This window comes from Rhodococcus sp. FW305-130 (assembly GCF_058788335.1).
The window spans coordinates 67,849-82,122 of record NZ_JBYTAP010000004.1; the positions used below are offsets into that span (position 1 = coordinate 67,849).

At 61.9% G+C, this 14,274-nt stretch carries 15 protein-coding genes; 7 read left to right on the forward strand and 8 right to left on the reverse strand.

Annotated features, from left to right (window positions below; translation table 11 throughout):
- The first annotated feature begins 63 nt into the window (after positions 1-63).
- Positions 64-597 (forward strand): RNA polymerase sigma factor SigM, encoded by a 534-nt coding sequence (gene sigM, locus AC3WQS_RS13475; protein WP_044480769.1) that lies wholly within the window; start codon positions 64-66, stop codon positions 595-597.
- 53 nt (positions 598-650) lie between these two features.
- Entirely contained in the window at positions 651-1,367 is a 717-nt protein-coding gene (locus tag AC3WQS_RS13480; protein ID WP_492711965.1) for an RsmA family anti-sigma factor, read from the forward strand.
- Between the two features lie 9 nt (positions 1,368-1,376).
- Here AC3WQS_RS13480 and AC3WQS_RS13485 read toward each other — a convergent pair whose 3' ends face one another.
- Positions 1,377-1,943: a helix-turn-helix domain-containing protein gene (locus AC3WQS_RS13485; protein WP_020909857.1), complete on the reverse strand. Its 567-nt coding sequence runs from the start codon at positions 1,941-1,943 to the stop codon at positions 1,377-1,379.
- 98 nt (positions 1,944-2,041) lie between these two features.
- Between AC3WQS_RS13485 and nox the strand changes: the two genes are divergently transcribed.
- From nox to AC3WQS_RS13505, 4 genes are all read left to right on the forward strand, one after another.
- The gene (gene nox, locus AC3WQS_RS13490; RefSeq protein ID WP_492711966.1) at positions 2,042-3,253 is read left to right on the forward strand and encodes a 4,4'-dithiodibutanoate disulfide reductase; all 1,212 of its coding nucleotides are present in this window, start codon (positions 2,042-2,044) and stop codon (positions 3,251-3,253) included.
- Between the two features lie 131 nt (positions 3,254-3,384).
- A complete protein-coding gene (trxB, locus tag AC3WQS_RS13495; RefSeq protein WP_020909859.1) occupies positions 3,385-4,392 on the forward strand; it encodes a thioredoxin-disulfide reductase in 1,008 nt (335 codons plus the stop codon).
- Positions 4,393-4,430: 38 nt separating this feature from the next.
- Positions 4,431-4,754: a thioredoxin gene (gene trxA, locus AC3WQS_RS13500; protein ID WP_003942530.1), complete on the forward strand. Its 324-nt coding sequence runs from the start codon at positions 4,431-4,433 to the stop codon at positions 4,752-4,754.
- 128 nt (positions 4,755-4,882) lie between these two features.
- Positions 4,883-6,073 carry an N-acetylmuramoyl-L-alanine amidase gene (locus AC3WQS_RS13505; protein WP_020909860.1) on the forward strand — a complete coding sequence of 397 codons (1,191 nt, stop codon included), beginning with the start codon at positions 4,883-4,885 and terminating at the stop codon, positions 6,071-6,073.
- A 20-nt stretch (positions 6,074-6,093) separates the two neighbouring features.
- Here the strand turns inward: AC3WQS_RS13505 and AC3WQS_RS13510 are convergent, their stop codons facing one another.
- The 4 genes from AC3WQS_RS13510 to rsmG form a co-directional block, all read right to left on the reverse strand.
- Positions 6,094-6,777, reverse strand: coding sequence for a hypothetical protein (locus AC3WQS_RS13510; protein ID WP_019746201.1), 684 nt, complete (start codon positions 6,775-6,777; stop codon positions 6,094-6,096).
- Between the two features lie 255 nt (positions 6,778-7,032).
- A complete protein-coding gene (locus AC3WQS_RS13515) occupies positions 7,033-8,073 on the reverse strand; it encodes a ParB/RepB/Spo0J family partition protein (RefSeq protein ID WP_019746202.1) in 1,041 nt (346 codons plus the stop codon).
- Position 8,074: 1 nt separating this feature from the next.
- Positions 8,075-9,079: a ParA family protein gene (locus AC3WQS_RS13520; RefSeq protein ID WP_492711968.1), complete on the reverse strand. Its 1,005-nt coding sequence runs from the start codon at positions 9,077-9,079 to the stop codon at positions 8,075-8,077.
- An 81-nt stretch (positions 9,080-9,160) separates the two neighbouring features.
- The gene (rsmG, locus tag AC3WQS_RS13525; RefSeq protein ID WP_019746204.1) at positions 9,161-9,841 is read right to left on the reverse strand and encodes a 16S rRNA (guanine(527)-N(7))-methyltransferase RsmG; all 681 of its coding nucleotides are present in this window, start codon (positions 9,839-9,841) and stop codon (positions 9,161-9,163) included.
- A 497-nt stretch (positions 9,842-10,338) separates the two neighbouring features.
- Between rsmG and AC3WQS_RS13530 the strand changes: the two genes are divergently transcribed.
- Positions 10,339-11,148 (forward strand): MerR family transcriptional regulator, encoded by an 810-nt coding sequence (locus tag AC3WQS_RS13530; RefSeq protein WP_492711970.1) that lies wholly within the window; start codon positions 10,339-10,341, stop codon positions 11,146-11,148.
- Between the two features lie 322 nt (positions 11,149-11,470).
- Here AC3WQS_RS13530 and AC3WQS_RS13535 read toward each other — a convergent pair whose 3' ends face one another.
- From AC3WQS_RS13535 to yidC, 3 genes are all read right to left on the reverse strand, one after another.
- Complete coding sequence (locus tag AC3WQS_RS13535; protein ID WP_428691626.1) at positions 11,471-12,400, reverse strand: GNAT family N-acetyltransferase; 930 nt, start codon at positions 12,398-12,400, stop codon at positions 11,471-11,473.
- Positions 12,401-12,579: 179 nt separating this feature from the next.
- Positions 12,580-13,143: a Jag family protein gene (locus AC3WQS_RS13540; RefSeq protein WP_003942504.1), complete on the reverse strand. Its 564-nt coding sequence runs from the start codon at positions 13,141-13,143 to the stop codon at positions 12,580-12,582.
- A gap of 20 nt (positions 13,144-13,163) precedes the next feature.
- Positions 13,164-14,270 (reverse strand): membrane protein insertase YidC, encoded by a 1,107-nt coding sequence (gene yidC / locus AC3WQS_RS13545; RefSeq protein ID WP_019746208.1) that lies wholly within the window; start codon positions 14,268-14,270, stop codon positions 13,164-13,166.
- Positions 14,271-14,274: the final 4 nt, after the last annotated feature.

A 14,274-nucleotide genomic window follows, 5' to 3' on the forward strand; every position in this document is an offset into this window, starting at 1 on the left:
GGAGCCGGAAATTTCGAATCCAGAAGTTTCGAGAACAAAAATCTCGAGGCGACGGATTTCGAATTGTTGACCGCTCATGTCGCGGGCGATCGACACGCGTTCCGTGAACTACTGGTCCGGCATCAGGATCATCTGTGGCACGTTGCCCGGCGTACGAGTTACTCGGACGAGGACGCGGCAGACGCACTCCAGGAGGGTCTGCTCTCCGCGCACCGCAAGGCGGCGAAGTTCCGCGGCGATGCGGCGGTGCGTAGTTGGCTCCACACCATCGTGGTCAATGCCTGCCTTGACCGGATCCGACGCAACAAATCGCGGGCCGCGTTCTCTCTGTCTTCCGAGAATGCGGAGGAACCCCGTGATCACCGCGATTACGCGGCGGGAGTGGACATGAGCCTGACCGTCGAACAAGCGCTGGCATCGCTGCCCCCTGAGCAGCGCGCTGCCGTCGTCGCCGTCGATGTCGAGGGGTATCCGGTGGCCGAGGCCGCCGAGAGGTTGGGCGTGCCCGTAGGGACCGTGAAGAGTCGCTGCGCCCGCGCGCGCAAGCGCCTCGCCGCCCAGTTGGAGGACTTTCGCGAAGGCGGGAACCATTCGTGAACCGGCCGCGTCCTATCTTGTAAGCGTCCACACCGACTGCCGAGGGAGGGTTCATGACAGATCCGTCTGTTCGCGTTCCGTCGCCTCCGTTTTCGGAGGACCTCTTGGCGGATCTTCACGCCGGGGTTCTCGATCCCGAAACCAGTGCAGCTCTGTGGCCGCTGGTACACGCAGACGCCGACGCCCATGCATTTGTCACTACTCTCGACAGCGTCACAGCATCACTCGCGACACTGAACTCGCGCGAGGCCTCTCACGAACGGATTCCGAATTCGCTTGCCGAGCGAATCAATTCGGCACTGGATCTACAGTCCGGCCAGGTCGAGCCATCAGCAGAGACAACCGTCGTGCCGTTCCGGCGACGCCCACAAGCGTGGCTGCTCGGTGCCGCAGCAGCCGTGTTGATGGCCTTCGTGATCGTTGTGATCGGAACCCGAGATTCCGAACCTGCCGAAAGCGTTGTCGCTCAACCAAGCACACCGGCGACATCTGCTGTGGACGATCCGGATTCGGCGTCCCTGCTTTCATTCATCGGATCCAAAAACCTTGGACCACTGGATGATCCGTCCAAGCTTGCCGGCTGCCTGAGCGCCAATGGCATCGACGAGGGCAGGCCGGTGCTCGGTTCGGGTGAGGTTCGCATCGCCGGTGCACCGGCGATAGTCCTCCTCTTCACCGGATCGCAGCCGCGTCAGATCACTGCACTCACTGTTGGCATCAACTGCAGCGACGGGAATCCGAATACGTTGTCGGTCAAAAACATCGGCTGACGTCGACGGTCAGCGCGGTGTTGCCGCGGGTAGCAGGAGCTCGAGGATTCTCCCGCGCAACGCATCCGTATCGTCCTCGACCGCTATCAGACTTGAAAACATCGCTGCTCCGGCCGCCAATACCAGCACGGCCTTGGCATCGAGCAGTGCCGATTCGGGATCTTCGGCGTTCTGAAGGAAGAGTTGCGTGCTCGGCCCACTGAAACCGCGCCACAATTCGTTGCGTAAGTCGTCATGGTCGCGCAGCGCAGCCAGCAGTCCCGGCGACGCGGCGCGAACCTCGGGCCGCGAGAACAGCTGAGCACTTCCCTCCACCACCCAACGGATCCAGCCGTCACGGTCGGTGCCCTCGAACGGTGTCAGGTCTGGTGTCGCACCCAGGATCGACCCGAGAACTAGATGTGCCTTCGACGGCCATCGTCGTGACATCGAGGCTCGGCTGACCCCTGCCCGTGCCGCGATCGCCCGGAGGCTGAGTTGCTCCCATCCGACCTCGAGGAGCATCGCTCGGGTGACCTCGAGGACTGTGTCGTCGATGCGTGGGTCTCGTGGGCGACCTGATCCTGTGGCGTTCATCGTGTCGAATTGTCGGACAGATTGGGAGTAGGCGCTATATCGTCGTAGTTACGAGTCCACTGGCATCGTAAAGATCAGGCCGCCGCAGGAAGTTGAAAATGACCACAGCGCCCACACCGTCGATATTCGAACCCGCACGTCTCGGCCCTCTGACCTTGCGCAACCGCATCGTCAAGGCTGCGACGTTCGAGGGCGTCATGCCGCGGGGAGCGGTCTCGGACGATCTGATCAACTTCCACGCCGAAGTGGCCCGGGGCGGGGCCGCGATGACCACCGTCGCCTACTGCGCGGTCTCACCAGGTGGACGAGTCCACCGCGACACCCTTGTCATGGACGAGCGCGCGCTGCCGGGACTACGCAGACTGACCGACGCCGTCCACTCAGAAGGCGCGCTTGCCGCGGCGCAGATCGGCCACGCGGGACTGGTTGCCAACACGCTTTCCAACAAGACGAAGACCCTGGCGCCGTCGACCCGGCTGAGTCCGCCCGCAATGGGCCTCGTCAAAGGCGCGACGCTCGCCGAACTCGACGGTGTCGTCTCCGACTTCGAACGGACCGCCCGCGTCGCAGTGGACGCAGGATTCGACGCCATCGAGGTCCATCTCGGTCACAACTATCTACTCAGTTCATTCATGAGCCCCAATCTGAACAAGCGCCACGACCGATACGGTGGCAGCGTCGCCAAGCGCGCCGAGTATCCGCGTCGAGTCATCGAAGCGGTGCGAGTGGCCGCTGGATCCAGCGTGGCGGTCACCGCGAAATTCAACATGTCCGATGGGGTGCCGAAAGGTCTGTGGCTCGACCAGAGCCTGCCGATCGCCCAGATCCTCGAAGCCGACGGCCACCTGGACGCGATGCAATTGACCGGTGGCAGTTCACTTCTCAACGGAATGTACTTCTTCCGCGGCGAGGTCCCACTGGCTGAGTTTGTCGCCTCCCAACCCAAACTCGTCGGGCATGGGCTGAAGTTCTACGGTCCCAAACTCTTTCCGACGTACCCGTTCGAGGAGGGTTTCTTCCTGCCCTTCGCCCGCCAGTTCCGACAGGCGCTGAGGATGCCACTGATCCTGCTCGGCGGCATCAACCGCGTCGACACCATCGAGCACGCACTGGATGAAGGATTCGAGTTCGTCGCCATGGCGCGCGCACTGCTCAGGGACCCACAACTGGTCAACAAATTTCAGGCCGAGAGCGTCGACGAGGGTCTGTGTATCCACTGCAACAAGTGCATGCCCACCATCTACACCGGCACGCGCTGTGTGGTTCGGGACGCGCTGGTGGTTCGGGAGGCACCGCGCCCCGCCCAGTGAGTCCCGCGCTGTGAGCTGCCGGCTGTGAGCCACTTTCCAGCGGAGTGCGGGAACAACACCCCTTATCCTGGTGTTGATCGGTACGGCTCTCCAAGAAGCGGAGGGTCTGCACTCACTATTGGAAGGCTCGCATGACCACCCAGCTGGAAACCACGCCCGCGGTCCATGACGTCATCATTGTCGGTTCCGGACCGGCCGGCTACACCGCTGGTGTCTACACCGCGCGCGCTGAGCTCCAGCCCCTGCTCTTCGAGGGAACCCAGTTCGGTGGCGCCCTCATGACCACCACCGAGGTCGAGAACTTCCCCGGATTCCGCGAAGGAATCATGGGCCCCGATCTGATGGAACAGATGCGCGAGCAGGCACTGCGCTTCGACACCGACATCCGCACCGAGGACGTCGAAGAGATCGACCTCAGCGGCCCGATCAAGACCGTCGTCGCGAACGGCGAAACCTACGCCGCGCACGCGATCATCCTCGCCATGGGCGCAGCAGCCCGCTACCTGGGCATTCCCGGTGAAGAACGCCTCCTCGGCCGCGGCGTCAGCGCCTGCGCCACCTGCGACGGCTTCTTCTTCCGTGACCAGGACATCGTCGTGGTCGGCGGCGGCGATTCCGCGATGGAAGAAGCAACCTTCCTCACCCGCTTCGCTCGCTCGGTCACCCTGGTGCACCGCCGCGAGGAGTTCCGCGCCTCACGGATCATGCTCGAGCGCGCCAAGGCCAACGAGAAGATCCGCTTCCTGACCAATGCCGAGCCCGTCGAGGTGCTCGGTGAGAACAGCGTCACCGGCCTTGTCGTGCGCGACACCGTCACCGGCGAGACCTCCACACTCGAGATCACCGGCATGTTCGTCGCCATCGGCCACGACCCGCGCAGTGAACTCGTCAAGGGCCAGGTCGATCTCGACGACGCCGGATACGTGCGCGTCGCTCCCGGTTCTACCGCGACCTCCATCGACGGCGTCTTCGCTGCCGGTGACCTGGTCGATCACACGTACCGTCAGGCGATCACCGCTGCCGGCACCGGATGCTCCGCAGCAATCGACGCCGAACGCTGGCTGGCCGACCGCGGCGACATCACCGCCAACACGCTCGACGCAGCCGGCCACACGGTCGACGTCGTCGGCGCTCCCTGATTCACCAAGCTGTCGTACCCAACCCTCGAGGAGTAACAGTGTCGAATACCGTCACCATCACCGACGATTCCTTCAAGCAGGACGTCCTGGGCAGCGACAAGCCCGTTCTGGTCGATTTCTGGGCAACCTGGTGCGGCCCGTGCAAGATGGTCGCCCCGGTCCTCGAGGAGATCGCCGGCGAGAACAGCGAGAAGCTGACCGTCGCCAAGCTCGACATCGATGCCAACCCCGCGGCCGCGCGCGATTTCCAGGTCATGTCGATCCCGACGATGATCCTGTTCAAGGACGGCAAGCCGATCAAGACGATCGTCGGCGCCAAGGGCAAGGCCGCGCTGCTCAAGGACCTCGCAGACGTTCTCTGACGGCTGGGTGAGCATCGTGGATTCTCGCAATCCACAGAATTTCTGAGATAATCGATCGATGTGCCTGATCGGGTCTACGACCAGGCACATCGATCGAATTCGTTAACCGATCCGAGAGGCTTTCACGCATGCACAGACTCCGACACGGCGATCACGGCCCGGCCGTCGCCGAGATTCGGGGCACATTGACGAAGCTGGGATACCTCCATCACGGAACTTCCGGCATTCGACGTGAAAGCGCCGACGGTGCCCACTGGGTTGCACCCGACGCCATCTTCGATCATCAACTCGACAGCGCCGTTCGTGCCTTCCAGCAGCAGCGTGGGCTTCTTGTCGACGGCATTGTGGGCCCGGCAACCTATCGGTCACTTCGTGAGGCCTCGTACCGCCTGGGTGCCCGTACGTTGATCTACCAGTTGTCCGCGCCGCTGTACGGCGACGACGTCGCAGCGTTGCAGGCAAAACTGCAAGATCTGGGCTTCTACGCCGGGCGGGTCGACGGTTTCTTCGGTCCGCAAACCCACGAATCTCTCTCGTCTTTCCAGCGTGAAATCGGGATCGCTGCCGACGGTATCTGCGGACCGCAGACACTCCGTTCGCTGGAACTTCTGGGAACCCGCGTCACCGGTGGTTCCCCACATGCGATCAGCGAAGAGGAACTGGTGCGGCGTAAGGGCCCGCAGCTTGGCGGTAAGCGCATCGTCATCGATCCCGGCCTCGGCGGGCCGTCGACGGGCAACATCGTCAACGGCATCTCCGAAGCTGACATCCTCTGGGATCTGGCCATGCGCCTCGAGGGGCGGATGGCTGCAACCGGGATGGAAACTTTCCTCTCCCGCCCGCACAACGCCGATCCGACCGAGGCCGAGCGCGCACTGACATCCAATGCGTTCGACGCGGATCTGATGATCTCCCTGCGTTGCGACAGCAACTCGAGCCCGTCGGCAAACGGCGTCGCGAGCTTCCACTTCGGTAATTCGCACGGTTCGGTCTCGATGATCGGGCAGGTGTTGACCGGTTTCGTTCAGCGCGAGATCGTTGCGCGAACTCCGTTGCGGGACTGCAGAACTCACGGTCGGACGTGGGAGTTGTTGCGCCTCACCAACATGCCGACGGTGCAGATCGATCTCGGCTACCTGTCCAACGCGTCCGACGTTGCGGTACTGACGAATCCGCGAATGCGGGACACCATTGCCGAAGCCATCTTGATCTCGGTCAAGCGGCTGTACCTGCTGGGTCAAGACGATCAGCCGACCGGCACCTTCACCTTCGCCGAGCTTCTCGCAGAAGAACTTTCGGTAGCCGACCGCATTTCGTAGGTCCTGCGGTCGGCACCTGCTCACACTCTGGCGAGCTCGCTGATCTCCACCATTTCGAGAGCTGCGGCCTTCAGTAGACGGTCGAGGGCTTCTTCGACGTCGACTTTCCATTCGTGATCTCGATTGAGTTCGAGACGAAGCCGCGGATAGCGATGGTGCGGTGCCACGACCTCGAAACCGTAGTCCTCGAGGAACTCGGCACTGATCATGCATTCTGCGGGTGAACATTCCAGAGCGGCCGTTGCGCTGGCCACGTCGGAAGCAGGTCCCAAGTCGTCGCTACGGATACCGAATGCCTCGAGCGCACGAACTCCGCGTCGAACCAGATCTGTCACGACAGCGGCCATCAGGCTTGGTCCTAGTTCTTCCTCTATGCCCGAGGGCTCGAGGCGAAGGCTTGTCAGAAGCACTGCGTCCGAGCTGACCGGGCTTGTCGGAAACAGTTGCGCGCGCGGGATCATGCGGGGAGGGGCGTACAACGCACTTCCAAGCGGCTTTCCGTCGCGGACGGCGACCTGTCCGCACGAACCCCACTCGAGCATGACCATCGACAGCCAGGCTTCCTTCTCGAATTCCTGATCGCAGAATCCTCGGGCGTCGTGAAGCGCGCCCGGGTCCATCTCCCAGAACACGCATCGACGCGCATGGGCGGAAAGCTGATCGAGGCTGTCGAGCGTGAGAGAGGTGATGACGTGAGTCGACACTGACTAACTCACTCTCCGTAGGTCCCCGAAGCGGTTTTGATGTTCGCCCGCCGCTTTTTTCTTCTCCAGGATAGGCCAGCTGTACCGAGTCGGCAGTGGCGCGAGAGTTGATCGCTCTAATGTATTGCTGTTCAACATCTTTCGTCCCGGTTCAAGATTTCGAGAAGCTCGGACCACCTAAATTCGTCACAGTGACGAAAATAGGTGGTGTGCCCGGTCATCGTAATTACGTCACCAAACGGGCATCCGAGTTCACTACGTCGATTTCTGCGCTTCCATCATTCCGACGATGCGTTGTAGGTCGTCGACCGAGCCGAATTCGACCACAATCTTTCCCTTCCGCTTGCCCAGACTGACAGTCACCCGGGTGTCGAACGAGTCCGACAACCGCTCGGCTACATCCTGCAGACCCGGCATCACGATGGGCTTGCGCTTCTGCGGGGGAGCGATCTCGTTGTCCGCCCGGTTGGCAAGAGTGACGGCTTCCTCCGTCGCGCGAACCGACATTCCTTCGGCGACGATGCGTGCCGCCATGACTTCCTGAGCGTCGGCACCCGCCTCGAGGGACAGCAGTGCGCGAGCATGGCCGGCCGAAAGTACTCCAGCCGCAACGCGGCGCTGAACCGCCACCGGCAGCTTCAGCAGACGAATCATGTTGGTCACGACGGGACGCGAACGTCCGATCCGATTGGCCAATTCTTCGTGGGTTACTTCGAACTCCTCGAGCAACTGCTGATACGCCGCTGCCTCCTCGAGGGGGTTCAACTGCACTCGATGGATGTTCTCGAGGAGCGCGTCGCGCAACATCGAGTCGTCATCGGTTTCACGAATGATCGCCGGAATCTTCTCCAGCCCGGCTTCCTGGCTCGCGCGCCAGCGACGCTCACCCATGACAAGTTGGTACTTGTCACCGTGACGACGGACCACGATCGGCTGCATCAAGCCGAATTCGCGGATCGAGTGAACCAATTCCGCGAGTGCTTCCTCGTCGAAAACGCTGCGAGGCTGCTTCGGGTTCGTCTCGATCAGGCTCGGTTCGATCTCGAGATAGACCGCGCCGGTCGGCTCGAGTTCGGTCTCCGGCTCAGCTTCCACCGGAGCCTTCGCAGCCGTCGCCTTGGTGGCTTTCGGCGTTTTCGGAGCTGCCTTCGTCGGTGGGGGAGGGGAGGGGTTGCGCTTGTCGACGCCGATTACGACGTCCGCTGCAGCCGATCCCAAACCCGGTGCCGTGGCCGGCCCAGTGGGGATGAGAGCAGCCAAGCCGCGGCCCAATCCACCTTTGCGTGCTTGACTCATCTCACTGCTCCTGGGTCGTCGTGGTGGCAGAGCGGGCGGCAAGTTCGCGTCCGGCGTCGAGGTAACTCATGGCGCCGCGTGAACCGGGGTCGTAATCGAGAACTGTCATTCCGTATCCGGGAGCCTCGGAAACCTTCACACTGCGGGGAATCACAGCGCGCAGTACGGCCTCGCCGAAGTGCTTGCGTACTTCTTCGGCGACCTGGTCGGCCAGCTTGGTGCGCCCGTCGTACATCGTCAGAAGGACCGTGGAGACATGCAGATCCGGGTTCAGATGAGCCTGGACGAGTTCGATGTTGCGGAGCAACTGACCGACCCCCTCGAGGGCGTAGTACTCGCACTGGATCGGGATCAGGACTTCCTTGGCAGCAACCATCGCGTTGACGGTCAGCAGCCCCAGCGAGGGCGGGCAGTCGATGAGGACGAAGTCGACGTCGAGCTCTGCGAGCACCTTGTCGTTGAGCGCGCCTTTGAGTCGATTCTCGCGGGCAACCATGGAGACCAATTCGATCTCGGCGCCCGCCAAATCGATCGTTGCCGGGATGCAGAGAAGGCGCTCACTGTGCGGGCTGGTCTGGATCGCCTCCGGGGCCTTCACTTCGCCTATGAGCAACTCGTAACTGGAGGGGGTGCCCGAGGTATGGACGACGCCCAGAGCCGTGCTGGCGTTGCCCTGAGGGTCCAAATCGACCACGAGGACAGTGAGCCCTTGAAGAGTGAGCGCCGACGCAAGGTTCACCGTGGTCGTCGTCTTACCGACGCCGCCCTTCTGGTTCGCGATGGTGATCACGCGGCGGAACGCCGGCTTCGGCAGCGTCACCGAATGGGGGTGAAGCACCTGGCTCGCTCGATGCGCGGCCGCCCCGATGGGAGTCTCCTCCGAGGAGATCGCCGCGTAGGGGGCGGTGAAATTGTCGTCGTCGTCGTTGACGATCTGATCCGCACCCGCGCCCGTGTGCTGCTTCGGTGTTTCACGTGAAACGGCGGATTCAGATCGACCCGACATTGACTGCTCCTTCGATTGGGAATCGATCACTAGGTGCTCTCATCATCTGTACATTGCTCTCGATTGCATGCGTGTAAATCATCAACGCTGGCGACGCTTCGGGAGACGTTCGGCCTTCACCACCACGGTGGGGGTGCGGAGAATCTTGGCTCCACATTCGAGTATTTCCAACTTACCTGCGCCCAATTTGGTGAGCGCCGTACGGTCGCGCTCGATCTCCTCGGCGGCGCTCGAACCTTTGAGTGCCAACATCCGGCCGTGCTCGTGAATGAGTGGGAGGGACCAACGTGCGAGCTTCTCCAGAGGCGCCACGGCCCGCGAAGTGACCACGTCCGCACCGCCCGCTTCCTTCACAACACCCGATTCCTCGGCTCGCCCTCTGACTACCAATACGTCCAATCCGTTGGACTCGATGAACTCCGCGAGGTACACAGAGCGTCGAAGCAACGGTTCGACGAGAGTCACCTTCAAGTCCGGGCGGGCGATCGCGAGAGGGATTCCGGGTAGGCCGGCACCGCTTCCTACGTCCACGACCGACTCACCTTCGGCGATCAGTTCACCGATCACTGCGCAATTGAGAAGGTGACGCTCCCACAGTCGGGGAACCTCACGGGGACCAATGAGCCCGCGCTCGACACCATCCGTTGCCAGGGATTGGTAGTACCGTTCCGCGATCTCATATCTGTCACCGAACACTGCGCGCGCAGTCTCTTGTTCGTCCCAGTCAACCGACGCCGCACCATTCTGTTCCACGTGAAACATCCTCCCGCGTAAACCGCGAAATCAACAATCAAGACCGAAATCATTATCCGCTCTGGAGCCGACATGTGTTCGCTTCTGCACACCGACTCGCTGTGAGTCTGCCGACTCGTTCATTCTTTGGGAAGTATTCGGCCCAAAATTCAAGTGGGGGAGGGGAGGGGTTCACGTTCCACGTGAAACATTGCGCTGATAATTCGCCGAAATCTGACCCGTTTCACGTGAAACATAGCCGGAAGGTCACATGCAGATAGTAGGTCGGTTTTCAATATCATCACAGTGACGAAACTGCCATGGGTAGTTACATGGATGGAATTCATGGCCAAAAAGGGGTAATTGTCGACGAAAAGCGAGTTTCAGAAAAGGGCCGGCTTCGGACAGTTTCGGTGTCTCGCCGCCGATTGCCACGAGCTACCCAACCTTCGACTTGACTCTCCTGTTGCGGGAGACCGGAGACTTGGCACCAGAAACCGAAATCAATCCAAGGAGCTTGGCACCACATGATGCGCATCGGAGAGTTCGCCCTCGCCTCTGGACTCACAGTGAAAGCACTCCACCACTACGACGCCATCGATATACTCAAACCCGCACGAGTGACCGCGAACGGTTACCGCACCTACTCACCCAGACAACTGCGAGAGGCAGCGACGATCCGGGCACTCCGCAACATCGGCCTCGCGCTCGACACCGTCGCAGAAGCATTGAGCAACCCGCACTACATAAATTCCTTCATCGAACGGCACCGAGCACATGTCGCTGACGAACGCGCACGACAAGATGCTGACGCGGCGCAAGGGTCCGCGTTGATCGACTCACTTGAACTCGACTACACCGTGCGCCGTCGTTCCATGCCGGCTCAACACTGGGTTGGACTGCAACACGAAATCCGTAACCTCGAACTCGAGCAGGTTGAGTCGCCCCTGGCGACCCTGCGAATGGCCCTGACAGAAGCCGGCCACACGATCTCCGGTCCCTGGTGGACAACACTGCGCCAAACTGCAGAAGCTGAGGTCGTCGAAGTTCTGTTCTGCTGGCCGACTACCCAGATCCCCGCCGAGCCAGTTGGCATCTCCGGAACGATCGTCGAATCTGGCACACTCCCAGCGCGCGACGAACTGTTTGTGACACTCGAAACATCCGACGACGATTCCGATCTCGGCGATCTAGGCGCAGAAGCCGCACAGATCGCGATGATCGAGCAAGCAAACGATGACGGACTGGAGTTAGTTCACGGCAGCATCCGCCAGGTTGGAGTACTCGCTGACGACGGCACACCAGAAGCCATTGAACTCGTGATCGCCATCCAATAGGCGTCCACTACCAATCTGGGATGGAGATCGAGAGCTCGGGGCAACAACCATCGATCCTGTTTCACGTGAAACGAAGGGCTGACTATTCCGGCTGGGGGAGGGGAGGGGCTCACATGTAGTACGCCGTGTTGTCGATCGAATATCCGAACGTGCACAGTGCGCCGCCGACAGCCAATAAGGCAATGATGAAGCTGAGCATGACTGCTCTCCCGGATCCCCATGCCAGTGCAAGTGGAATGAATACGACGGCGACTACTCCCAGCGGCAACAGAAAGGCCCGCGCCGGCGCGATTCGGCGACGAACCTCCGGTTGACGCCCGTCTCAGCCCGCCGGGGCCTCGAACACCATCCTCACCTCGGTCACCTGGTAGTTCGCCCGCTTGAACGCGGCGGCCATGGGCGTGTTGGGTACGTCCGTGGTCGCGGTGATGCGATTGGCGCCATCGGCTGCGTGAACGCGGGTGATCTCGCAGAGGATGTCGTCCACGTAGCGGCACCCGCGCAGCTCGGGCACTACTCCGAGGTATCCGACGTTGCGATGGTAGGGCGTCGCGGACGGGATCGCGAAGCCGACCAGCGTCCCGTCCATGGTCTCCGCCAGCCGCCACCACGATCGTTCGCCAGGGCACGACCGGTAGAACTCGAGATCGTCCCGGGCCTGGCTGACAATGTCTGTGGCCGCAATGCCTCGTTGCGTGGCGACGTCCAGGCTGCCGACAGCGACCCGCTGGAACACCGCGAGGAACTCATCATCCGAGGCGGGACGGAACATCAGACGCTCGGAGGGGGCGGGCACACCGGCCGCAGGCGTCCACTCGAAACGCAGCCGCTCGATCATCTCGGTCAGTCCGGCCGCCTGGGCCGCCTCGCGACGCCAGGACACGGCGTCTGCGACGGTGGAATCCGCGTCATGCCCGGCGGTCGGCACGACCACCACATACTCAGGCTTCGCGTGGAACTCGGTGTGCGCCCGCGACATGAGTTCGGCGGCAAGCGCAGCACGATCCGGCACGTCAGCCAGCACGTGCAGGAAATCAAGGGCGAGCGGACGCTCGCTGTCCTCACGCCCCCACCACAGCGCACGCGCGACGATCCTGGAGCCGTCAACGGCGAACCAACTCCATTCCGGACGAAGCCGTCCGGCCGCCACCTCTTCCCGGAGCGAGTCAGCGTCGACGAACCCGACCGGATCGTTCATCGCGAAGCCCACGGGCTCTTCCAACTCGGCCCGCGTCGCGGGTCGTATCAGCACCATTGTTTCCCTTCACGACGCTTCATTGACGACAGGTTCCGAAATAGAGATAGGACATGTCGACAACGATAGGCACCGGACCTTCACCGTGCCGCCGGATTCGGTTTCACGTGAAACACCTCTCGTACACAAAAGCGGGCCCCGGAAAATCCGGGGCCCGCATCGATCAGGGGGGAGTGTCAGTCCTTGAGGACAACCACTCGGCGAGACGGCTCAGCGCCTTCGCTCTCGCTGGAAACACCGGCGACCTTGGCGACGGCGTCGTGCACGATCTTGCGTTCGAACGGCGTCATCGGAGCAAGCTCTTCGCGTTCGCCGGTCTCGAGAACACGCTGTGCGGCTTCCGCACCGAGAGCACTGAGTGCCTCGCGGCGGCCCGCCCGCCAGCCGGCGATGTCGAGCATCAAGCGGCTGCGCTCGCCGGTCGACTGCTGAACAGCCAGACGAGTCAGCTCCTGGAGAGCATCCAGAACCTCACCCTTACGTCCCACAAGCTTGGTCAGGTCGTCGCCGCCGTCGATGCTGACGATCGCCCGATCGCCCTCGACGTCAAGGTCGATGTCTCCGTCGAAATCGAGCACGTCGAGCAACTGCTCGAGGTAGTCGCCGGCGATCTCGCCCTCTTCGATCAAATCGTCATCGGAATCATCGATGTCTACATCCACATCGGTAACCGGCGCAGTGGTCTCGGTGCTCACGTCTGCGTTCTCTCCATCCACAACGATGTCAGCTTCACTGGACATTGGTCGTTCTCTTTCCTGGATCAGCGCCGTTTATTGCGCTTGGGGGAGTTGCCGCGGTTGCTCTGTGGCCGGTTCTGTTTCGGTTTCGACGTCGAACCACCACTGGAACCCGAGGGCTTCGGCTGAGGCTTCTTGAGCGAAACTTCCGGGGCGTCACCGTCGTCGTCGGCTGAATCCGCGGTCTTCAGCGCAGCCGGGGATCCCTTCTTCTTACCGGGATCGGGACGGGCACCGGGCTTAGGCGCATTGTCGTTGCGGCGAGTGATCGCTTCCTGCTTCTTCGCTTCTTCTTCGGCATCGATCTTGCGGAAGACGAGGTGCTGCTGACCGTAGGTCCAGATGTTGTTCGACACCCAGTACAGGAGGATCGCGATCGGAAGGAACGGTCCACCGACCAGAACGCCGAGCGGGAAGACGTACAGCGCGAGCTTGTTCATGATCGCGGACTGCGGGTTCGCGGCAGCTGCTTCGCTCTGACGGGCAACCGAAGCGCGTGAGTTGAAGTGGGTCGCGATGCTGGCAATGATCATCAACGGAGCGGCCACGAGAATGATGTTCAGGCGTGACGGAAGCTCGGGAACGTTCTCGGTGACATAAGCCTGAAGCTGCGCAACCGGCGTCGTGATCGCGGCCGAGATGGGCGCGCCGAACAGACGAGCATCCAGGAACGACTGGACGTCAGTGGCCGAGAAGACGTAGTTCGGGGTGTTGAGGTTGTCCTCGGCGCTCATGCCCAGCTGGCCCATGCCGGTGCCGGTGCGGTTGAACGAGCGCAGGACGTGGAACAGACCGATGAACACCGGAGCCTGAGCCAAGACCGGGAGACAGCCCATGATCGGGTTGAATCCGTGCTCCTTCTGGAGCTTCTGCATCTCGACGGCCTGGCGCTGACGGTCGCCCGAATACTTCTTCTGCAATGCCTTGATCTGCGGCTGCAGTTCCTGCATCTGGCGGGTCGTGCGGACCTGCTTCACGAACGGCTTGTACAGAACCGCACGCAAGGTGAACACCAGGAACACCACGGAGAGCGCCCAGGCTATTCCGTTGTCCGGGCCGAGAATGAACCCGAAGACCTTGTGCCAGACCCACAGAATCGCGGATACCGGATAGTAAATGAAATTGAGCACGGCT

Excerpts from the sequence above, each read along its gene's own strand:
- AC3WQS_RS13480 (WP_492711965.1), top strand. The coding sequence starts at position 651 with ATGACAGATCCGTCTGTTCGCGTTCCGTCGCCTCCGTTTTCGGAGGAC.
- trxB (WP_020909859.1), top strand. The coding sequence starts at position 3,385 with ATGACCACCCAGCTGGAAACCACGCCCGCGGTCCATGACGTCATCATT.
- AC3WQS_RS13530 (WP_492711970.1), top strand. The coding sequence starts at position 10,339 with ATGATGCGCATCGGAGAGTTCGCCCTCGCCTCTGGACTCACAGTGAAA.
- AC3WQS_RS13485 (WP_020909857.1), bottom strand. The coding sequence starts at position 1,943 with ATGAACGCCACAGGATCAGGTCGCCCACGAGACCCACGCATCGACGAC.
- nox (WP_492711966.1), top strand. The coding sequence starts at position 2,042 with ATGACCACAGCGCCCACACCGTCGATATTCGAACCCGCACGTCTCGGC.
- rsmG (WP_019746204.1), bottom strand. The coding sequence starts at position 9,841 with ATGTTTCACGTGGAACAGAATGGTGCGGCGTCGGTTGACTGGGACGAA.
- AC3WQS_RS13520 (WP_492711968.1), bottom strand. The coding sequence starts at position 9,079 with ATGTCGGGTCGATCTGAATCCGCCGTTTCACGTGAAACACCGAAGCAG.
- AC3WQS_RS13505 (WP_020909860.1), top strand. The coding sequence starts at position 4,883 with ATGCACAGACTCCGACACGGCGATCACGGCCCGGCCGTCGCCGAGATT.
- AC3WQS_RS13540 (WP_003942504.1), bottom strand. The coding sequence starts at position 13,143 with ATGTCCAGTGAAGCTGACATCGTTGTGGATGGAGAGAACGCAGACGTG.
- AC3WQS_RS13515 (WP_019746202.1), bottom strand. The coding sequence starts at position 8,073 with ATGAGTCAAGCACGCAAAGGTGGATTGGGCCGCGGCTTGGCTGCTCTC.